We start from the raw sequence: 20477 nt of genomic DNA, 5'->3' as shown, positions 1-20477 counted from the left end.
TGTGCGCTATAACGCTCCATGCCACTATGTGCGCTATAACGCACAACCGGATGTGATCTGATGACGACCGCCACCACACGCAGTGCTTTCTCTTTCCCGATGCTGATTTCTGGTTTTATCGCCGTGCTGGTGGGCTACAGCAGCACGGCGGCGCTGATCTTTCAGGCGGCGCAGGCGGCGGGCGCTTCGCCGAAGCAGATTGGCGGCTGGCTGTCGATGCTCGGCGTCGGTATGGGATTGGCCTCGTTCGGCTTATCACTGTGGACGCGCATGCCAATCCTCGCCGCCTGGTCAACGCCTGGCGCGGCCCTGCTCGCCACCAGCGTGCAGGGTTTGACGCTGAATGAAGTGATTGGCGTATTTGTCGCGACTAACCTGCTGATTGTGTTGTGCGGCGTCACCGGCCTGTTTGCTCGTCTGATGAATCACATTCCGCAGTCGCTGGCGGCGGCGATGTTGGCCGGGATTCTGCTGAAGTTTGGCATCGGCACCTTTAGCGGCTTGCAGAGCAATTTCGCGCTGTGCGGCAGCATGTGTCTGGTGTGGCTGTTGAGCCGTCGCTGGCTGCCGCGCTACGCCATTATTCTGGCGTTGATCGCCGGCGTGCTGGTGGCGCTGGGCCAGCAATCAATCCACTTTCCGCCGCATGCGCTGGCGATCAGTCGACCCGAATTCATCATGCCGCAGTTTAATCTGGCAGCGCTGATTGGCGTGGGTTTGCCCTATTTTCTCGTCACCATGGCGTCACAAAACGCGCCGGGCATCGCCACCTTGCAGGCACACGGTTATCAGCCGCCGGTATCTGCGCTAACCGGCTGGACCGGATTTATCGCCTTAGTGCTGTCGCCGTTTGGCGGATTTTCGGTATGTATCGCCGCGATTACCGCCGCCATCTGCATGGGAGACGACGTCGATCCCAATCCGGCGCGCCGCTGGATGGCCTCGGCATTGGCGGGCGTGTTCTATCTGCTGACCGGCTTTACCGGCGGATTGATCGCCATCATGCTGAGCGCCTTGCCGCCGGTATTGATCGCCACGCTGGCCGGTTTGGCGCTAGTCGCTACGCTGTCCGGCAGTTTGCAGCGCGCCTTAGCGGAGCCGGATCAGCGCGATAGCGCCATCGTGGCATTCCTGATCACCGCCAGCGGCATTTCACTGTTGGGCATCGGCTCCGCCTTTTGGGGACTGCTCGGCGGTATGCTGACCTATTTGATTCTTTCCCCACGACGCCACGCTTAAAATTTCAACAGATCACCCTCGCACCCGGGAAAAACGCCCTGTTTTTCCCCCTTTATCAGCCGTTTGATTTCGCAACATTTGGCTTAAGATCACTATCATCGCCAAAAACACACACTGTTCTGCCTCAGACAACCACCGATAAGGGCCCAACGAGTGGCAAAAACTTTTCTGCGCAGCGGCAATCTGGATTCGGTACTGGCACTGGGTGAAAACGGCCAGCCGGTCTGGACGTCCGCGCTGCAAATCCGTGAAACCCTGCGCCTGCGCCGCCAAACCACGCTGGCCAATTGCCTCGCGATTCCGCAAGTCAACGAGCGCGGTGACCGCCTCGATTGGTACGCCCCGTTCAATGGCAAAGTAAAATCCTGGCTGGGTGCCAGCGATCACGAGCGCCGTCAGGCGCTGGAACTGCTGACGCTGAACCAGCAGGATTTGCAGGCGCTGAGCCTGCGCGCGCGCGACGCGGAGAATCCGGCGATGCGCTTGTTTGGTGCGTTGCTGAGCAAGACGTTGCAGTTCCCGGATCAGCAGTACGTTTATCTGGTGGATGGCAAACCGGTGATCACCTTCTGGGGCTTTGTCGATCCGCAGGCGCGTTCGCGTGATGACGCGCTGGCCTGCCTGCGTGACTCACTGGAAGATGAACTGCCGCCGCTGTTGCCGGAACCGCCAGCACCCGATCCGCTGGTGGTCGCGCCAGTGATTGCGCCGCTGATCGACGTGCCGCCTGCCGCTGCCGAACCGGTGATCGAGCCGAAACCTGAAGTCGAAGAACCAGCAGCCGAAGTCATTCCTGAGCCCGCGCCTGAACCGGAGCCTGTCGTGCCACCACGTCGCGCCTTTACCGTGCGTCCGCTGATGCTGCTGTTGCCGGTTGCGGCGGTGGTCGCTGCGGGCGTCGCCTTCTGGCTGCACAGCGCACCGCAACCGGCTGCGATTAGTGTTGCAGATGTGCCTGTGCCGTTGAGTAAGCCGCCGGCCGTGATGGTGAAAGCGGAAAAACTCGCCGCCACGCTGCCACAAACCGCCGCCACCGTCATTGCCGCCCCCGCACCGGTTGCTGCGCCTGTCGCGCCGCCTGAGGTGGTCGCTGAACACACCGAACCGGCCAAAGCGGATGATTTGGTGATGACCACCGAAGATGCGCGCGTTGGCTCAGTGAAATTTATCAATGGCACCTGGCGCGTGACCTTGCGTCAAACCAATCTGCCGACCGGCAAACCGCCAAGCCTGCGCTATCAGATGCGCAACGGCAAAGGCACCGCCACCATTACCCAGGGCGACAACATCCGCTGTAAAGCCGATGTCACCGCCGCGATGACCAGCGCCGGCAGCATGGAAGTGCGCAGCCGCTATACTGCGACCTGCAGCGACAAATCGCGTTACCGCATGCCGGAATTGGTGTGTAAAGCCGGTGATGGCATCGCCAGCTGTACTGCGCAATACGGCGCAGATCAGGTCTTCCCGTTGACGATTAAGCGTGAGAGTAAGTAAACATGTTGGCTCCCCTCATCGATGACAAACAGAAAATCACGCTGATTGAAGATAGCGGTGTGCAGTTTCTTGATTTCGGTTTGCGTTTACCTGCGTTGCAGGCTCGCCGCCAGTTCGTGCGTCAAACCGCCAACGGCCCGCTGCTGCGCCTCAACGTCGACGGCAACAGCGGCAAGTTCCTGCTCTATCCGGAAGATGGCGGCGCGGCGGAAGTGGTGCGTCCGGAAACGGATATCGCGCTGGCCGACTCGCTGAAGCTGCTGGCTCATCAATGGCTGCCGCTGCCGGTGCTGCGTTGCACCAGCGGACGTCGTTTTATCGGCGGCCCGGACAACTGGGCGCGTCTGCATCTGGCGCCGCTGGCGCAACCCGATGCGGCAGGCAACACCCATCGCATCACCCTCGCCTTTGATACGCGCATTGTGTCAGAGCAAGATGGCGGCGAGCAGCACGGTTTGAGCAAAGCCGATGCGCAGAACGGCGTCAGTTTCGCCCTTGCCTGGCACAACTACGAGCTGGGCGAATTCCTCGACCATACGTGGGTCGATGGCTGGCTGCGTGAAACCTTTAGCCAGCAGGTGCATGCGCTGGAGTCACGTCGCGAGCAGGAGCTGAACCAGGCGCTGCGTGAGTTCGAATATCAGGCGCACTATCTCAACCTGCTGGAACTGCTGGGCGAACAGCTCGATCTGGCGGAGATCTATATCCAGGCGACGTCGCTGCAAACGCCGGCGGTCAACGTCGATATCATTCTCGACGTCGGCAACTCGCACACCTGCGGCATTCTGGTGGAAGATCACGCCGAAGAGAGCAGCGGCCTGCGTCAAACCTACGAGCTGCAGTTGCGCGATCTCTCCGAGCCGCATCAGGTTTACAACGAACTGTTCGACAGTCGTCTGGAGTTTGCGGAAACCCGTTTCGGCAAGGCTAACTTCTCGCTGGAGAGCGGCCGTGAAAACGCCTTTATGTGGCCGTCGCTGACGCGCGTGGGCCGCGAAGCCAGCCGTCTGGCGCTGCTGCGTGCCGGCACCGAAGGCAGCACCGGCTTGTCCAGTCCGCGCCGCTACTTGTGGGATGAAGCACGCTATCAGCCAGGCTGGCGCTTCAACGCCAACGGCAGCAGCGATGAGCCGCAGGCCACCGCGCTGCCGTTCACCTTACTGATCAATGACGAAGGCCAGCCGCTACACGCGCTGGCGGAAGACGATCGTCTGCCGGTGTTCTCCGCCAGCTACAGCCGCAGTTCGCTGATGACCTTTATGCTGTGCGAACTGCTGGCGCAGGCGATGATGCAGATGAACAGCGTGGCGCAGCGCCAGCGCATGCCGCAAAGCCAGGCGCCGCGTCAGCTGCGTCATGTGATTCTGACGCTGCCGTCGGCAATGCCGAAGCCGGAGCGTGAGATTTTTCGTCGCCGCATGCAGGAAGCCATCGCGCTGGTGTGGAAAGCCGAAGGCTGGCATCCAGCTGAAGAAGAGTTCACCGCCGCCAGCCAGGCAAACAGCCTGCGTCCGGTGCCGGATGTGCAGATGGAGTGGGATGAAGCCACCTGCGGTCAAATGGTGTGGCTGTTCAACGAAACTCAGGTCAACTTTGCCGGTCGCGCAGAAGATTTCTTCAGCAGCATGGCGCGCCCGGATCGTCCGCGTGAAGTCGACGAGCTGCCGGGTAAAAGCCTGCGCATCGCCTCGATTGATATCGGCGGCGGCACCACCGATTTAGCCATCACCCAATATCGCCTCGATGATGGCCAGGGCAACAACGTCAAAATCACCCCGCGCTTGCTGTTCCGCGAAGGCTTCAAAGTTGCTGGGGACGATATTCTGCTGGATGTGATTCAGCTGTGGATTCTGCCGGCATTGCAGCAGAGCTTGCAGAAAGCCGGTTTGCAACTGGCCGAACCGCTGATGAACAAGCTGTTTGGTCACGACAGCCGCATGGACGGACAGGCCACGCTGCGTCAGCAAGTGACGCTGCAGCTGTTTATTCCGCTGGCGCAGGCGGTGCTGGAGCAGTACGAAAACTGGGATCCGCTCGACAGCCACAGCGAAATCAATGCGCTGTTCGGCGAGCTGGTGCCACAAAAACCGGCCAGCAGCGTGCTGGCGTTTGTGAACGGTGAAATTCAGCGCACGCTCGGCGGCGATAGCCGTTTCGATCTGCTTGAGGTGCCGCTGGTGGTGAGCATGGCGCAGCTGCACGGCGAGTTCCTGCAACACCGCATGGCGATTATTCCGGCGCTGCGCGCGATGTGCGAAGTGGTGTCTTTGTACCAGTGCGATGTGCTGCTGCTCACCGGTCGCCCGTCACGCTTCCCCGGCATTCAGGCGCTGGTGCGCCATCTGCAACCGTTGCCGGGCAGCCGCATTTTGTCGCTGGAAGGCTATCACACCAGCGACTGGTATCCGTTCAACAAGCAAGGCCGTATTGATAATCCGAAATCCACCGCCGCGGTGGGCGCGATGCTGTGCCTGCTGGCGCTCGATCTGCGCCTGAGCAGCTTCTGGTTCCGCGCCGGTGATTTCGAACCATACTCCACCATTCGTTATCTCGGCGTGCTGGATGAGACCTCGGCGCTCAGCGACGACAATTTGTGCTACAGCGAGATCGACCTCGACAGCAGCAGTTTCGCGCTGGATCGCAAAAGCAGCTTCCGCATACGCGGCAACGTCTGCCTGGGTTTCCGCCAGCTGGAGAACGATCGCTGGCCGGCATCGCCGCTGTATAGCCTGAGCATTGTCGACCCGACGCTGGCGCGTCAGGTTGCCGGTGAAAGCGTACTGCGCATCAAACTGGCGGTGCAGCCGGGCCCGGATAATCTCGGCCCTGAACGCTTAGTGTTAAGCGATGCACGCATGGATGACGGCACGCGCGTGCCGCTGGAGCAGCTGAGTCTGAAACTGAATACGCTTTCCGCCACCGGCAACGCGAATGCGCAATATTGGATCGACAGCGGGAGCGTCTGCAAACGATGAGAACTGCCAAAAAAGCCTCGCCGGTTACGCCCGCGAAACGTCTGAGCCTGATGCAGGAAACGCTGGATGGCGCGCTGAACTGGGTGGAAACCCATCAGGCGCACGCGCCGCGTCTGGCGCTGGAAGCCGAAACCCTGACGCTGCAACTGCGCCGCGCGCGCGTGGAAAGCCATGCCCTGGCGCGCCAACTGGCACGTCCAGTGACGCTGGCGCTGTTTGGTCAGTCGCAGGCGGGCAAAGCCTGGCTGCTGAGTGAGATGGTCGGCGATGCGCAGGGCCAACTTATCGCGCGTCTCGGCGATAAAACCCTGAACTATTTCCAGAACATCAATCCCGGCAATCTCGATTTCGCTATCGCCACCCGCTTCAGCCACCAGCGCGAAACCCAATCCAACGCCTGGCCGCTGGAGATGACGCTGCTGAGCGAAGTGGAACTGATTCGTTTAATGCTGGCCTGCGCCAAAACCGAGCTTCAGCCCGACACGGCGCAGATCGACGCCGCTTTGCAGCGTTTGCAGCGCCATCGCCAGGATGAACCGCAGCCGGGCCTCGACAGCGATGCGTTGATCACGCTGTGGGCGTGGAGCCGTCGTCACCATCGTCATGCCGAGATTCTCGATCGTCACTTCTGGCCGCAGGCAGTTGCGCTGGCGCCGTGGCTCAACGTCGACGATCGCGTGCAGCTGTTTGCCCTGCTGTGGCCGGGGCAAAACGCGCTGAACGAAAGCCTGCGTAGCCTGATGCACTTGCGTCACCAGTTGCGCCACGCGCCGCGCGTGTTAGCACCGCTTAGCGTGCTGGTGGACGATGCTGCGCTGCCGGCAGAAAAACTGATTGGCAACGATGCCGACTGGCAGGAGATGATCGAAGTGTGTCCGATCGTCGCCAATCGCGTGGGGAAAGCGCAGCATGTGCCGCTGGGATTACTGTCGTTGCTGACGCTGGAGATCACCTTGCCGCTCAGCTCGACGCCGCGTCAGGCGCTGTACGATGATGCGGATATGCTTGAGATGCCCGCGCCGGGCACGCCAGCCGATCGCGCCCAACAGGATGAACTGGCGCAGCTACGTAAACGCGATCCGCTGCGCGCCACGCTGCTGGAACAGAAACGCGCGCTGCTGCCGGGTTTGTACGCCGCGCGTCAGGGCATCGATTTGATGCTGATCTGTACCGCCGCCAGTCAGCGTCAGGATACCGATGTCGCCGCCAGCGCGCTGCGCGAGTGGCACATGCATCAAACCATCGCCGCCAGCGGTGAGAAACCGCGTCTGATTTGGGCGATCACGCCGCATGATGCGCGCTATCAGCAGCAGCAGATTAACGTTGATGAAGCAGTGCAGCGACAGATTGGTCAGCCGGGACAGAGTTGGGGTTCGATGCTGGCGCTGGATCGCGCGGGTGTTGATCGCATGGGCAGCTGGTTGCAGGATGAGATGCAGCCGGAAGCGCGCCGTGAGCGTTTAGCGTTGCAGCTCAGCGCGCTACAGCACAAGCTGGTGGAACGTTTGCAGCCGTGGACCGAATCCAGCGCCACGCCAGAACAGGCAGCTCGCAAGCAGGCGATCTCCGATACGCTGCTGAAATGCTTGCAACATCGCACCGGTTTGCACGGTGAACTGCTGGAGCGTTTGCAGCCGTCGCGCGAAGCGGTGCGTCAGCTGTGGCTGAGCCAGAGCAGCAGCACTCATACTCAACATAGCGCCAAAACCGCAGCCGCTGAGCAGAGCTATTTTGGCATCGGCTTTGAGTTTGATCTGTTTAAAGATGAGCCGGTCGCCGCCGCTGAGCCGCGTAGCTCGGGCGGTCAGCGCGATCAGCAATTCCCGCAGCAGGTGTTTGCGCTGTGGCTGGAGCATTTGCGTCAGCTACCGGAAAGCCGCAGCCTGCTGGCGCTGCTCAACGTCGATAAGCCGACGCTGGAGATGCTGGTGGAAGAGTTGATTACCGCCAGCTTCCGTCTCAAGGTGCTGAACAAACTGCAAAACGCGCTGAATGAGCCGGATGCGCAGGCCAGCGCCCACGAAGCGCGTACCGATCGTCAGGTTTCACGTGCCATGACGGTGCTGGGTGATTTTGTCGCGTGGCTGGGCTTTTTACAGCGCCCGGAGAGCGAGCGTCCTGAAAGCCGCGTCAATCGCGGTCAGACGATTTTCGCCCGTCCGCCTGCACCGAGCGTCAGCTTCTCGCCGGGACAGCGTTTGACGCGTCTGTCGGCCGCGCCCGCCAATCATACCGCTTACTACATCTATGACTGGCTGGTGGGGTTGAATTCGGTGATCGTTGAGAACAACGGCTATACCGGCGGCGGCGATTTGCCCGCGAATGCCCGCCAGATGCTGGCGATTTTGCTGTTACCGCTGCACGCGTAACTTACTCGCCACGCACCAGGCGCAGCTCGCCGTCTAACTGCTGCTGCGCCTCTTCCAGTAACGCCAGCACCGGCGCGAATTCGGCACTCTCGCTGGCGTTATCGGCATGCGCTAAATAGAAGGTCGCCGGCAGCGCCATTCCGCCAGTCAGCCAATCCCACAGCGCATCCAGATTGTTACCGAAATCCACTGGGCAGGCACTTTGCTGCACCAGCGCGCGGTAAAACGCCTGGCGATCCGACAAGCTTTCAAAGTCAAAATGGAGCGTCAACATGGTTAAGGCACCTGTTTGAAGCTGCGATAGTGATCGGTGGTGAGGAAAATCAGCCCATCGGATGAGTAAAGCAGACGATCGGCATCGCGGTGGCCGCAATCGTAATTGACGTCCGCTTCATACCACTGCCTGCCCGCCTGCATCGGCAACCTTCTTTCGCGATTGCTAAAGCGATCGCCACCAATCGCGCGGCCCGGCAAGACCTCACACAAGTTGCCCTTGCTGGGATTCCAGCCCTGACGACGCGCTTCATTTTTGGTGAGATAGAGATCGGGTAATGTGTGATGCTGCTGCAGCCAACGCGCCACGGTGTTGGCGTCGGTGAGCTGTGAAATATCGGGATGGCTGGCGGACCATTTATCGGACAAACGCGGTTTTAGCCCGAGCCACAGCGCGGCGAGGACCAGAATTAAGGCAATCCAGAGTTTTTTTGACATGGTGGCATCCTGAAAAACAGGACGACGATAATAACAGATTTAAGGCAGGGAAAAACGCGGGCCAGCAAAGCTGGCCCTGGCGGGGTTTACTGCATTGCGCTGGCGGATGGCGCGGCGTGACGACGCCATGCTCCCGGCGCGACGCCATACTGGCGTTTGAAGCTGCGGTTAAACGACTGCTGCGAGTCGAAACCGAGTGAAATCGCCACGTTAAGAATCGGTTCATTGCTGGTCGTCAAGCGATCCGCTGACTTCTTCAGCTTCTTCTCACGAATGTATTCGCCCAGAGGCAAACCCGTGTGCTCTTTGAACATACGTTGCAGGTGCCATTTCGAATAACCGGCGCGCCCCGCTACGGTATCCAGATCCAGACGCGTTTCAATATTGTTGTCAATCCAGTCGATCAAATCGTGAATAAATGCGGTGGTCATCATCTCGTTTTCTCCGGTCGCCGTTGCGAACAGTATCAGTATCAGTTGCAATTACACTTTAAGGTTGAACGACTATGCCAGTTAATGCAAGTTTTATTATTGCATTAAATGCCGCACTGCGCGTAGGGGCTTTGATCCTTCTGCAACGTAATGATCAAAACCGCACATAAAGTGTATCAGATATTCTTGCAGATGCAGTTTGAGCAAGCCTACACTCGTGGCGTTTTAATGCAATCATAAAAGTTGCAGATTTTTCGTACGTCTCCTTTCATTTTCACCAATGCGGAATAACAACAATGCATCTGCAAACATATAGGGTTCAATGGGCGGTAAGCCTGTCAGGAGTGATATTGATGGGAAGCCTGCTGGCCGGTTGCGATCGCGGGGTGGCGCAAAACGCCCCACCGCCGCCGCCCGAAGTAAGTGTCGCGCAGGTGGTAGAGCAGAAAGTCAGCCAATGGGATAGCTTCAATGGCCGTTTCGAAGCGGTGCAGAGCGTGCAGCTGCGGCCGCGCGTTTCCGGCTACATCGATCAGGTCAATTATCGCGAAGGCGACGAGGTGAAAAAAGGTCAGGTGCTGTTCACCATTGACGATCGTACCTATCGCGCCACGCTCGAGCAGGCGCAAGCCGAACTCGCCAACGCACGCAGCCAGGCCACGCTGGCCCGCAGTGAATCGGCACGTACCGATAAACTGATCGGCACCAATGTGGTGTCACGTGAAGAGTGGGAACAGCGTCGTTCGGCGGCCAATCAGGCGCAGGCCAATGTGCTTTCTGCGCAAGCGGCGGTGGATATGGCGCAGCTGAACCTCGATTTCACCCGCGTTACCGCGCCGATTGAAGGTCGCGCCAGCCGCGCGATGATCACCACCGGCAACCTGGTGACCGCCGGTGACAGCGCCAGCGTGCTGACCACATTGGTGTCGCAGGATCGCATGTACGTCTACTTCGACGTCGATGAAGCCACCTATCTGCACTATCAGGCGATGGCGCGTAAAGGCGAAAATCGCGGATCGCTGCCGGTAGAAGTGGCGCTGACCGGCGAAGAAGGTTTCCCGCATCGCGGCACCGTGGATTTCCTCGATAACCAGCTGACCGCCAGCACCGGCACCATTCGCATGCGCGCCTCGCTGGATAATCAGCAGCGTCAGTTCACGCCGGGCCTGTTTGCGCGCGTGCGCCTGCCGGGCAGCGCCGACTTCACCGCGCTGCTCATCGACGATAAAGCCGTGCTCACCGATCAGGATCGTAAATATGTTTACGTGGTCGATGCCCAGGGTAAAGCCCAGCGCCGCGATATTCAGGCCGGTGATTTAGCCGATGGCTTGCGCATTGTGCAGCAAGGCCTGAAGCCCGGCGACAAGGTGATCGTTAACGGCTTGCAGAAAGTCTTTATGCCTGGCATGCCGGTGACCGCCCAACCGGTGGCGATGCGCTCCGCTCAATAACCTTCGAGACTGCCTTTTATGGATTTCTCCCGCTTTTTTATCGACCGACCGATTTTCGCCGCGGTGCTGTCGATTTTGATCTTTACCACCGGATTGATCGCCATTCCGCTGCTGCCGATCAGTGAATATCCCAACGTGGTGCCACCGAGCGTGCAGGTGCGCGCAGAATATCCCGGCGCCAACCCCAAAGTGATTGCAGATTCCGTGGCGACGCCGCTGGAAGAAGCCATCAACGGGGTAGAAAACATGATGTACATGAAATCCGTGGCCGGTTCTGATGGCGTGCTGGTCACCACCGTGACCTTCCGTCCCGGCACCGATCCGGATCAGGCACAGGTTCAGGTGCAGAACCGCGTGGCGCAGGCCGAAGCGCGTCTGCCGGAAGAGGTGCGACAACTCGGCCTCACCACGCAGAAGATGTCACCGACGCTGACGCTGGTGGTGCACATGTTCTCGCCGCACGGCAAGTATGATTCGCTCTATCTGCGTAACTACGCCACCTTGAAGGTAAAAGATGAACTGGCGCGCCTGCCGGGCGTGGGTCAGATTCAGATCTTCGGGGCCGGCGAATACGCGATGCGTGTTTGGCTCGATCCCAATAAGGTGGCGGCGCGTGGCTTGACCGCCTCCGATGTGGTCAGCGCGATGCAGGAGCAGAACGTGCAGGTTTCTGCCGGTCAGCTTGGCGCAGAGCCGCTGAAGAAACAGAGCGATTTCCTGCTGTCGATCAACACTCAAGGTCGTCTGGAGAGCGAAGAGCAGTTCGGCAATATCATCCTGAAAACCGCCGACGACGGCACGCTGGTGCGCCTGCGTGACGTGGCGCGCATCGAGATGGGTTCCGGCAGCTACGCGTTGCGTTCGCAGCTGAACAACAAAGATGCGGTCGGCATCGGTATCTTCCAGGCGCCGGGCGCCAACGCCATCGATCTGTCGAATGCGGTGCGCGACAAAATGGCCGAACTGGCAACCCGCTTCCCGGACGATGTGCAGTGGGCCGCCCCTTACGACCCAACGGTATTCGTGCGTGATTCGATCCGTGCCGTGGTGCAAACGCTGTTCGAAGCGATTGTGCTGGTGGTGCTGGTGGTGATTCTGTTCCTGCAAACCTGGCGCGCGTCGATCATCCCGCTGCTGGCGGTGCCGGTTTCGGTGGTCGGTACCTTCAGCATCCTCTATCTGCTCGGCTTCTCGCTCAATACCCTGAGTTTGTTCGGGCTGGTGTTGGCGATCGGTATCGTGGTGGATGACGCCATCGTGGTGGTGGAGAACGTCGAACGTAATATCGAGCAAGGCTTGTCGCCAACGGCGGCGGCGCATCAGGCGATGCGTGAAGTGTCCGGGCCGATTATCGCCATCGCGCTGGTGCTGTGTGCGGTGTTCGTGCCGATGGCGTTTCTGTCGGGCGTGACCGGTCAGTTCTATAAGCAGTTTGCGGTGACGATTGCCATTTCAACGGTGATCTCCGCCATCAACTCGCTGACGCTGTCCCCGGCGCTGGCAGCGCTGCTGCTGAAGCCACATGATGCCGCGAAGGATATGCCGACGCGCATCATCGATCGCCTGCTCGGCTGGCTGTTCCGTCCTTTTAACCGCTTCTTCCAGCGCAGTTCGGATGGCTATGAATCGCTGGTAGGTAAAACCTTGCGTCGTCGTGGCGCAGTGTTCGGCGTGTACGTGCTGCTGCTGGCTGGTGCGGGCTTTATGTTCCATACCGTGCCGGGCGGCTTTATTCCAACGCAGGATAAGCTCTACCTGATTGGCGGCGTGAAGATGCCGGAAGGTTCGTCGCTGGCGCGTACCGATGAAGTGATTCGCAAGATGAGCGAAATCGGCATGAACACCGAAGGCGTGGCCTATTCCGTCGCCTTCCCCGGTCTGAATGCGTTGCAGTTCACCAACACGCCGAATACCGGCACGGTGTTCTTTGGCCTGAAACCGTTCAACGAGCGTAAGCGCAGTGCGGCGGAGATCAATGCCGAGATCAACGCCAAAATCGCCAAAATCCAGCAAGGCTTTGGCTTCTCGATTATGCCGCCGCCGATTTTGGGTCTGGGACAAGGTTCGGGTTATTCACTGTATGTGCAGGATCGCGCGGGCCTCGGTTACGGTGCGCTGCAAACCGCCATCAATACCATGACGGGTGCGGTGTTACAGACGCCGGGTATGATGTTCCCGATTTCATCCTACCAGGCCAACGTGCCGCAGCTGGATGTGCAGGTGGATCGTGATAAAGCCAAAGCGCAAGGCGTGTCGCTGACCGAACTGTTCAGTACGCTGCAAACCTATCTGGGATCGTCGTATGTTAACGATTTCAATAAGTTTGGCCGTACCTGGCGCGTGATGGCGCAGGCGGACGGCGATTTCCGCGATAGCGTGCAGGATATCGGTAATCTGCGTACCCGTAACGATCGCGGTGAAATGGTGCCGATTGGCAGCATGGTCAATATCACTACGACTTACGGCCCGGATCCGGTGATTCGCTACAACGGTTATCCGGCAGCGGACCTGATTGGTGATGCCGATCCGCGCGTGCTCTCTTCGGCGCAGGCAATGCAGAAACTGGAAGAGATGTCGACGCAGGTGCTGCCGAACGGCATGAACATTGAATGGACTGACCTGAGTTATCAGCAATCAACGCAGGGTAATACCGCGCTGATCGTCTTCCCGGTCGCCGTTTTACTGGCGTTCCTGGTGCTGGCGGCGCTGTATGAAAGCTGGACGCTACCGCTGGCGGTAATCCTGATTGTGCCGGTGACCATGCTCTCTGCGCTGGTCGGCGTGTGGCTGACCGGTGGCGATAACAACGTGTTTGTGCAGGTTGGGCTGGTGGTGCTGATGGGGCTGGCGTGTAAGAACGCGATTCTTATCGTTGAGTTTGCGCGCGAGCTGGAGATGCAGGGCAAGAGCATTGTCGATGCGGCGCTGGAAGCCTGTCGTCTGCGTTTGCGTCCGATCGTTATGACCTCGATTGCCTTTATCGCCGGTACCATTCCGCTGATTCTTGGCGAAGGTGCAGGCGCGGAAGTGCGCGGCGTTACCGGAATTACCGTGTTCTCCGGCATGCTGGGCGTGACACTGTTTGGTTTGTTCCTGACGCCGGTGTTTTATGTGACGCTGCGTAAGCTGGTGACGCGCAAGCAGCCGCAGGGTGAAGTGCAAACGGTGTAAGGGTTTTAGGTGAAATGAACAATCCAGGCCAAGTGCCCGGATTTTTTATGGGTGCGCAGCCTACGGAATCCTCGTCATACAATCGTAGGGTCGCCATTCATGGCGACCGATTTAGCTCATTACGCCAATATGGCCGGAATATACTGGCTGGATTTCGAGGCAATAAAAAAGGTCGCCATGAATGGCGACCTTACGGGGTGTGGTTTTAGCGGCCTTTCTTACACAGGTCGGCGAGTTCGAGGTCGGGCAGCTCTTCGCAGTTGCTGGTGTCGTTATGCTTCAGCTCAGCCAGCGCGTCCGCGACGGTGCGGGTTTCCAGCACTTTCAGCGACGCTTCTTCAGCCTCTTCCGCAATCGATTTGAAATACCAACACAGGTTGGCGCTGACCAAACAGCGCGGTGCCACATCAGGGCGCGATGCCCAGAGTTTTTTATCTTCAATCACAGACGTATAAATGTCGCGCAGCGTGATCTCAGCGGCCGGGCGACCCAAATGAATCGAGCCGGTGCGGCCAAGCGTTGAGACGATGATGCCGTCACGCGTGAGCGGAACCATAAGTTTCCGAATGAAACTGGGGTTCGCTTCAAGACCATACGCCAAAATGGCACTGGTCGAGCGTTTACCCAGTTGCTCCGCCATCGCTACGCTCAAAACCATCTGCAAAGCTGTCGGGAAGCGGTAATCAAGCATTTCTGTATCCTGAGTTGCGGTTATCTTGTTGTTTTTATGCCGCGACAGTGAGTAATCAATGAGCAATAAATATAACAAACACTGTTGCTTTTTAGAAGTCAACGTCCGTGATCCAGGCACGTATTCCCCATTTAATCGGGCAGAAGCGCACAGGCTGCTTAGTTTATCACTCCCCTATCCGACTGTGGGCTGGCCTGCGGCAACTTCTGCTGCAAAAGCACCACCAACAGCACGTTAATCAACGCCAGAACGCATAACAACCACAGCGTGGCGCTGGCTCCGAGGTGCTGAAACACATAGCCGCCAACCAGCGGCGTCAATGCCTGACCGATCAAGGCGGGACGCGCCATGCGCCCGACCACAATCGCGTAAGCCTCTGGTTTGACCATCACCAGCGGTAAAGTTCCCCGCACAATGGCGCGCAAACCATTTCCGGCACCGTACAGCACCATGCTGAGCACCGCAAACTGCGGATAACACGCCAGCAGCAGCAAGCCGAGCGCCACTAATCCCACCGAGAAAAAGGTGGTCCAGATTGGATGACCGCGCTTAAAGGCGATATCCACGATGCGTGATCCGACCTGACACGGGCCGAGAATCGCGCTGATGGCCAGCGCCGACGCCAGCGTGTGCCCGCTGGCCTGCAGCAAGGTGATCAGCTGCACCGAAATGGCCGTCATGATCACCGATGCGAGAGTGAAGATGCTGCACAGCAGCCAAAACAGCGTTGGCGCCAGTTCGTCGCCCTGCGCGGTGGGCTTTGCTTTCGCGGCGGCGATTTTCCCTTCTGGCGCGGGAAGCGCGTAAAGATACGCGGGCAACACTGAAACACATAACAATCCGGCGATAGCAAAACAGGCGCCACGCCAATCCAGCCAGTGAATCAACAGCGCAGTGCCCGGCCACACTAAGGTGGTACAGAAGCCGGAGATCAGCGTGATGCCGGTAATCGCACCGCGCGCCTGGCCGCCGTACAGCGTACCGAGCGTGGCAAACAGCGCATCGTACAGGCCCATCGCCATACCCATGCCGATAATCAGCCAGGCAAACAGAAACAGCGGCAGGTTATGACTCAATCCCATAATCACCAGACCAAGCGCCATCACCGCCCCGCTCGCCGCCAGCAATGCTCGGCCATAAGTGCGGGAAATCAGTCGCCCGCTCAGCGGTGCCAGCAAACCGGAAATCAGCATGCCGAGCGATAGCGCGCCATACACCCATTGTTGCGACCAACCGGTTTCCGCCACGATAGGATTGGCCATCACCGCCATAAGATAGAAGGATCCGCCCCATGACAGGATTTGCACTAATCCAAGCGTAACGATGGCGGCGGCAGGTGGCTTTGGCTGAGGCTTCACAACAATTATCCATTAGCAGGCAAAGTATTGTTATAACACGTTCATCCCGCTGGAAAAATCCCGCCGTTGGCTGCTTAACAAAATCCTTGCGCGGCGCTGGCAGACTAGCGCCTAAGCCAGTACACTGAAAAGTATGTTGTAACTATGGAGGCCATTTATGGCTCGTTATGATTTGGTTGCCGACCTGCACGACTGCGTCAACGCGCTGGAAGCAGGTTTAGCCGCGTTGCGTCATCAGATTGAGCAGCAACCGCTGCTGATTGCGCGCGTGTTTAGCCTGCCGGAAATCGAGAAAGGCCGCGAACATGATGAAATTGAACGCATCGCGGTGACGCAGCATCTTGGCAAAACGGCACGCGATATGGCGCTGGCGCACTATTGCCGCCTGTTTATGCAGCATCAATCGGAAAAACTCAGCACCAAAGCCGCCGTGCGCTTGCCGGGCGCGATTTGCATCGAAGCCGACGGCGATGTGCATGAACAGATTACGCAGCAGGTTGCGGAGATAAATACCCTGAAGCAGCGGCTGGAACAGCTGATAACCGTGGAATCGGGCTTGCCGAGCGAGGCGCGTTTTGAGTTTGTCCACCAGCATCTGCGCGGGTTAATTACCCTTAACGCTTACCGCAGCGTGGCGCTGCTTAACTCACCGGATAGTTTGCGCTTCGGCTGGGCGAATAAAAATATCATCAAGAACGTTACCCGTGATGAGGTGGTGGAACAGCTGGAGCGCAGCCTGAAGGCCAATCGCGCTCAGGCGCCGTGGACGCGCGAGCAGTGGGCGGAAAAAGTGCAATTGGAGCTGGAAGCGATCCTCGCGTTACCGGCGGGTGCGAAGCTTAAAATCAAGCGTCCGGTAAAAGTGCAGCCTATTGCCCGCGTGTGGCGCGCCAGCGAAAAGAAGCAGGTGCAACTTGCCTGCCCTTCTCCGCTGCTGGTGCTGTGCCGCGATCGCACCCAGGTACCGATTTTGGGTGAGCTGCTGAACTACGATGCCGATAACGTGGCTTATCGCCACAAACCGCTGGCCGAGCCGCTGCATCTGATCATTCCGCGCCTGCATTTATGGAGCGATCGGCAGGTTTAAAAATAAATTTCAAAATCACTGCATCCAATTCATCACCTGTCCTCGTATATCAGAGTGTGAGCAACTTCTTCGCTCCCTACTACGAGGATTTATGATGAAAAAGCTAATGGGCATTGCAGTCGTATCCAGCACTTTACTGTTCACCGCAGGCGCATTCGCCGCGATGGATAATGGCTCCGTGATGGTAGGCGGAGCAGCGATGTATCCACAAAAAAACATCGTTGAAAACGCGCTGAACTCCAAAGATCACACCACGCTGGTTGCTGCCGTCAAAGCGGCGGGCTTGGTGGAAACCCTCGAAGGTAAAGGTCCGTTTACCGTCTTCGCGCCAACCAATGCGGCCTTCGCCAAATTGCCAGCGGGCACCGTTGAAAGCCTGGTGAAACCGGAGAACAAAGCGAAGTTGACCAGCATCCTGACTTATCATGTGGTGGCGGGCAAATACGACATGAAAGCGCTGGAGATGAAAATCAAGCAAGGTGGCGGTCATGCCGAGCTGAAAACCGTCAATGGCCAACCGTTGTGGATTATGAATAATGGCCCGCACAATATTCAGCTGAAAGATGGTCAAGGCAATGTGGCGAATATCAGTACTTATGACGTCAATCAGAAAAATGGTGTGATTGATGTGATTGATACCGTCTTAATGCCTAAGTAATTGCCTATACTCGGGTTGGGCATTTTAGCCAACCGGGAAGATGATGGATAATAGGCTAACAGAACAATTAGTGACGTTATTGCCGGCGATCGCACAGGGCGATCGCCGCGCGTTTGAACAACTCTATCGACTGACTTCGCCACATCTTTTCGCCCTCACCCTGCGTATGTTACGCCAGCAAGGCTGGGCGGAAGAGGTGCTGCACGATTGCTATCTCACTATCTGGAACCGCGCCAACGCCTACGATGCCGCCCTTAGCGCGCCGATGACATGGATGACGCACATTGTGCGCAATCGCTGCATTGACGGGTTACGCAGCGGACAAGCGCGCATGACGCTCAATACAGAAGAGTTTGACGATCTGCTGCAGATAACGGCGGAAGACGAACAGAATACCTGGCACGATCCGGCGCAAGCCGATCGCCTGCGACACTGCATTGGTCATCTGAGCAGCGAACAGCAGCAAAGCATCACGCTCGCCTATTATCAGGGGATGTCCCACAGTGATATTGCCGCCTGGCTACAACAGCCGGTTGGCTCGGTTAAAAGCTGGATTCGCCGCGCGCTGGAGCATCTGCGGGAGTGTGTGGGCCTATGAACGAAAACGTACAACGCGATGATGCCTTAGCGGCCGAGTATGCGCTGGGCACTTTAAGCGAGCTGGCGCGTTTACGCTTCGAGCGCCGGCTGCGTAACGAGCCTGAACTCGCGGCTAACGTCGCACGCTGGCAAACCCTGCTGGCGGGCCTTGATAATCAGCTTGCGCCGGTCACGCCGCCGGAAAAGGTGTGGAAGAAGATTACGTTGAGCTTGCCCGAGCAACGCGCGATTCGAGCCAAACGTCATTATGCGGGCTGGCTGGCGGCCGCCAGTTTCGCGGCAATCGCCCTGCTCGCCTCACTTTTCATGCAGCCACCAACGTTAACGCCGTTGACGGTACTGAACGATGCTCAGCATCAACAGCAATGGGTGGTCAGCGCGGACAGCAAACTGGAGCAGCTGAGCCTGACGCCGTTACATCCGGTGGCCATCGCCGATAACACCAGTTTGCAGCTGTGGCTGATTCCGCCGGGTAAAGCGCCGATTTCGCTGGGTTTATTGGATAACCAGAAGGCAACCGATGTTGCGTTAAATAGCACGATTTCTCGCTCAGGCGTGATCGCTATCAGTCTTGAACCGCGCGGCGGCTCGCCAACGGGCCAGCCAACCGGTCCAGTGCTGTATAGCGGGCAGTTGTAAACGAAAAAGGCCGTTCATTTGAACGGCCTTAGCTTTTTCAACCGCTATTGCTTCATGCTGCCAACCATCTCTTCCGGACGTACCCACTCATCGAACTGCTCTTCGGTCAGATAGCCGAGCTTCAGCGCCGAGCCTTTCAGCGTCAGGCCCTCTTTATGCGCTTTTTTGGCGATTTCGGCCGCTTTGTCGTAACCGATATGGGTATTCAGCGCGGTGACCAACATCAGCGATTCGTTCAGCAACTGATCGATACGCTCGCGTACCGGCTCAATGCCAATCGCGCAGTGGTGATTGAAGCTGTCCATGCCGTCGGCCAGCAGACGCACCGATTGCAGGAAGTTGTGGATCACCATTGGACGGAACACGTTGAGCTCAAAGTTGCCGGACGCGCCGCCAATGTTCACCGCCACGTCATTGCCCATCACCTGGCAACACAGCATGGTCAGCGCTTCGCACTGCGTCGGGTTCACTTTGCCCGGCATAATTGAGCTGCCTGGCTCATTTTCCGGGATCGCCAGTTCGCCGATGCCGCAACGCGGACCAGAAGCCAGCCAGCGTACGTCGTTGGCAATTTTCATCAGCGAAGCTGCCAAACCTTTCAGCGCTCCGTGTGCGTGGACCAGCGCATCGCAGGTCGCCAGCGCTTCAAACTTGTTCGGCGCGGTAACAAACGGCTGTTTGGTCAAATCGGCCAGCGCTTTCGCCACACGTACCGCGTATTCAGGATGGGTATTTAGGCCGGTACCAACGGCGGTGCCGCCCAGCGCCAGCTCCGCCACGTGCGGAATACTGTTTTCGATGTGCTTGAGATTGTGCTCGAGCATCGCCACCCAGCCGGAGATCTCCTGGCCGAGCGTCAACGGGGTCGCATCCTGCAAGTGGGTACGACCAATCTTGACGATATCTTTGAAGGCGTCGGACTTCTCACTCAGCGTCTTTTTCAACACGTGAATCTGCGGAATCAGCTGCTCCCGCACGGCGATGACCGCGGCCACGTGCATGGCGGTGGGGAACACATCGTTGGAGCTTTGGCTTTTATTCACGTCGTCATTCGGGTGTACCAGACGCGACATGCCACGCTCGCCGCCAAGAATTTCACTGGCGCGGTTGGCCAGCACTTCGTTCATGTTCATGTTGGTCTGGGTGCCGGAGCCGGTCTGCCAGATCGCCAGCGGAAACTCATCGCTGTGTTTATCTGCCAGCACTTCGTCGGCGGCTTTAAGAATCGCCTGAGCGCGATCGGCAGGAAGCAAGCCGAGATCCTGGTTCACCTGCGCCGCCGCACGCTTGGTCAGCGCCAGCGCATGCACCAATGCCACTGGCATTTTCTCGGTTGAGATTTTGAAATGTTCCAGCGAACGCTGGGTTTGTGCGCCCCACAACTTATCTGCCGGTACTTCGATCGGTCCCATTGAGTCTTTTTCAATGCGATTGGCTGCCATGACTACGTCTCCTTAGCTCAGATTTTGAGGTTTCCGCTCTAAACGCCTTCCCGCGACGCCGTTGAGCGAGCAAGATTGTCACATACAAGAATTTAACATTATGCGAGCCTATCGCCTTTATTGCACTTGTTCGTGTATTTTCTATGGCACTTTCTGCTTTA

The 20477-nt window shown here is 58.2% G+C and carries 16 protein-coding genes; 10 read left to right on the top strand and 6 right to left on the bottom strand.

Annotation, left to right across the window (positions count from 1 at the left end; translation table 11 throughout):
• The first annotated feature begins 60 nt into the window (after positions 1-60).
• From NQH49_RS09025 to NQH49_RS09010, 4 genes are all read left to right on the top strand, one after another.
• Positions 61-1239, top strand: coding sequence for a benzoate/H(+) symporter BenE family transporter (locus NQH49_RS09025; protein ID WP_256696373.1), 1179 nt, complete (start codon positions 61-63; stop codon positions 1237-1239).
• A gap of 153 nt (positions 1240-1392) precedes the next feature.
• Positions 1393-2733 carry an SrfA family protein gene (locus tag NQH49_RS09020; RefSeq protein ID WP_256696372.1) on the top strand — a complete coding sequence of 447 codons (1341 nt, stop codon included), beginning with the start codon at positions 1393-1395 and terminating at the stop codon, positions 2731-2733.
• A gap of 2 nt (positions 2734-2735) precedes the next feature.
• Positions 2736-5708: a virulence factor SrfB gene (locus NQH49_RS09015; RefSeq protein ID WP_061720134.1), complete on the top strand. Its 2973-nt coding sequence runs from the start codon at positions 2736-2738 to the stop codon at positions 5706-5708.
• The gene (locus tag NQH49_RS09010) at positions 5705-8077 is read left to right on the top strand and encodes a virulence factor SrfC family protein (protein WP_256696371.1); all 2373 of its coding nucleotides are present in this window, start codon (positions 5705-5707) and stop codon (positions 8075-8077) included. The genes NQH49_RS09015 and NQH49_RS09010 overlap by 4 nt, the downstream gene beginning before the upstream one ends.
• 1 nt (position 8078) lies before the next feature.
• Here the strand turns inward: NQH49_RS09010 and NQH49_RS09005 are convergent, their stop codons facing one another.
• The 3 genes from NQH49_RS09005 to NQH49_RS08995 all read right to left on the bottom strand — a co-directional run bounded on the left by NQH49_RS09005 (position 8079) and on the right by NQH49_RS08995 (position 9222).
• Positions 8079-8351: a barstar family protein gene (locus tag NQH49_RS09005; protein ID WP_256696370.1), complete on the bottom strand. Its 273-nt coding sequence runs from the start codon at positions 8349-8351 to the stop codon at positions 8079-8081.
• Between the two features lie 2 nt (positions 8352-8353).
• Entirely contained in the window at positions 8354-8788 is a 435-nt protein-coding gene (locus tag NQH49_RS09000; protein ID WP_256696369.1) for a ribonuclease domain-containing protein, read from the bottom strand.
• Between the two features lie 86 nt (positions 8789-8874).
• Entirely contained in the window at positions 8875-9222 is a 348-nt protein-coding gene (locus tag NQH49_RS08995; protein ID WP_008110158.1) for a helix-turn-helix domain-containing protein, read from the bottom strand.
• Between the two features lie 350 nt (positions 9223-9572).
• Between NQH49_RS08995 and NQH49_RS08990 the strand changes: the two genes are divergently transcribed.
• Both NQH49_RS08990 and oqxB read left to right on the top strand, forming a co-directional pair.
• Positions 9573-10670 carry an efflux RND transporter periplasmic adaptor subunit gene (locus NQH49_RS08990; protein ID WP_372340023.1) on the top strand — a complete coding sequence of 366 codons (1098 nt, stop codon included), beginning with the start codon at positions 9573-9575 and terminating at the stop codon, positions 10668-10670.
• Positions 10671-10688: 18 nt separating this feature from the next.
• On the top strand, positions 10689-13841 hold the full coding sequence (oqxB, locus tag NQH49_RS08985; RefSeq protein ID WP_256696367.1) for a multidrug efflux RND transporter permease subunit OqxB: 3153 nt from the start codon (positions 10689-10691) through the stop codon (positions 13839-13841).
• Positions 13842-14046: 205 nt separating this feature from the next.
• On the opposite strand, the gene NQH49_RS08980 is transcribed toward oqxB, so the two are convergent.
• Together NQH49_RS08980 and NQH49_RS08975 are read right to left on the bottom strand one after the other, a co-directional pair.
• Positions 14047-14532, bottom strand: coding sequence for an RrF2 family transcriptional regulator (locus NQH49_RS08980; protein ID WP_008110154.1), 486 nt, complete (start codon positions 14530-14532; stop codon positions 14047-14049).
• A gap of 158 nt (positions 14533-14690) precedes the next feature.
• Positions 14691-15890: an MFS transporter gene (locus NQH49_RS08975; RefSeq protein ID WP_372340022.1), complete on the bottom strand. Its 1200-nt coding sequence runs from the start codon at positions 15888-15890 to the stop codon at positions 14691-14693.
• Between the two features lie 157 nt (positions 15891-16047).
• On the opposite strand from NQH49_RS08975, the gene tus reads away from it, so the two are divergent.
• The 4 genes from tus (at position 16048) to NQH49_RS08955 (ending at position 18874) form a co-directional block, all read left to right on the top strand.
• Entirely contained in the window at positions 16048-16977 is a 930-nt protein-coding gene (gene tus / locus NQH49_RS08970) for a DNA replication terminus site-binding protein (RefSeq protein ID WP_256696366.1), read from the top strand.
• A 94-nt stretch (positions 16978-17071) separates the two neighbouring features.
• Positions 17072-17635, top strand: coding sequence for a fasciclin domain-containing protein (locus NQH49_RS08965; RefSeq protein WP_222210489.1), 564 nt, complete (start codon positions 17072-17074; stop codon positions 17633-17635).
• 43 nt (positions 17636-17678) lie between these two features.
• A complete protein-coding gene (locus NQH49_RS08960; RefSeq protein ID WP_008110146.1) occupies positions 17679-18233 on the top strand; it encodes a sigma-70 family RNA polymerase sigma factor in 555 nt (184 codons plus the stop codon).
• Positions 18230-18874, top strand: coding sequence for an anti-sigma factor (locus tag NQH49_RS08955; RefSeq protein ID WP_256696365.1), 645 nt, complete (start codon positions 18230-18232; stop codon positions 18872-18874). The genes NQH49_RS08960 and NQH49_RS08955 overlap by 4 nt, the downstream gene beginning before the upstream one ends.
• Positions 18875-18918: 44 nt before the next feature.
• Here the strand turns inward: NQH49_RS08955 and fumC are convergent, their stop codons facing one another.
• A complete protein-coding gene (gene fumC / locus NQH49_RS08950) occupies positions 18919-20316 on the bottom strand; it encodes a class II fumarate hydratase (RefSeq protein ID WP_154152367.1) in 1398 nt (465 codons plus the stop codon).
• Between the last annotated feature and the right edge of the window lie 161 nt (positions 20317-20477).

It is taken from the genome of Pantoea trifolii (genome assembly GCF_024506435.1).
In the GTDB taxonomy this organism is placed as follows: Bacteria; Pseudomonadota; Gammaproteobacteria; order Enterobacterales; family Enterobacteriaceae; genus Pantoea; species Pantoea trifolii.
The sequence above is the reverse complement of the archived record's forward strand: the minus strand, read 5'-3'. Positions and strand labels throughout refer to the sequence as shown.

What these genes read in the sequence shown, in the direction of transcription:
- NQH49_RS08995 (WP_008110158.1), bottom strand. Translation starts at nt 9,222, where the DNA reads ATGATGACCACCGCATTTATTCACGATTTGATCGACTGGATTGACAAC.
- NQH49_RS08965 (WP_222210489.1), top strand. Translation starts at nt 17,072, where the DNA reads ATGAAAAAGCTAATGGGCATTGCAGTCGTATCCAGCACTTTACTGTTC.
- oqxB (WP_256696367.1), top strand. Translation starts at nt 10,689, where the DNA reads ATGGATTTCTCCCGCTTTTTTATCGACCGACCGATTTTCGCCGCGGTG.
- NQH49_RS09000 (WP_256696369.1), bottom strand. Translation starts at nt 8,788, where the DNA reads ATGTCAAAAAAACTCTGGATTGCCTTAATTCTGGTCCTCGCCGCGCTG.
- NQH49_RS09005 (WP_256696370.1), bottom strand. Translation starts at nt 8,351, where the DNA reads ATGTTGACGCTCCATTTTGACTTTGAAAGCTTGTCGGATCGCCAGGCG.
- NQH49_RS09015 (WP_061720134.1), top strand. Translation starts at nt 2,736, where the DNA reads ATGTTGGCTCCCCTCATCGATGACAAACAGAAAATCACGCTGATTGAA.
- NQH49_RS08990 (WP_372340023.1), top strand. Translation starts at nt 9,573, where the DNA reads ATGGGAAGCCTGCTGGCCGGTTGCGATCGCGGGGTGGCGCAAAACGCC.
- NQH49_RS08955 (WP_256696365.1), top strand. Translation starts at nt 18,230, where the DNA reads ATGAACGAAAACGTACAACGCGATGATGCCTTAGCGGCCGAGTATGCG.
- fumC (WP_154152367.1), bottom strand. Translation starts at nt 20,316, where the DNA reads ATGGCAGCCAATCGCATTGAAAAAGACTCAATGGGACCGATCGAAGTA.
- NQH49_RS08960 (WP_008110146.1), top strand. Translation starts at nt 17,679, where the DNA reads ATGGATAATAGGCTAACAGAACAATTAGTGACGTTATTGCCGGCGATC.
- NQH49_RS08980 (WP_008110154.1), bottom strand. Translation starts at nt 14,532, where the DNA reads ATGCTTGATTACCGCTTCCCGACAGCTTTGCAGATGGTTTTGAGCGTA.
- NQH49_RS09025 (WP_256696373.1), top strand. Translation starts at nt 61, where the DNA reads ATGACGACCGCCACCACACGCAGTGCTTTCTCTTTCCCGATGCTGATT.
- NQH49_RS09010 (WP_256696371.1), top strand. Translation starts at nt 5,705, where the DNA reads ATGAGAACTGCCAAAAAAGCCTCGCCGGTTACGCCCGCGAAACGTCTG.
- tus (WP_256696366.1), top strand. Translation starts at nt 16,048, where the DNA reads ATGGCTCGTTATGATTTGGTTGCCGACCTGCACGACTGCGTCAACGCG.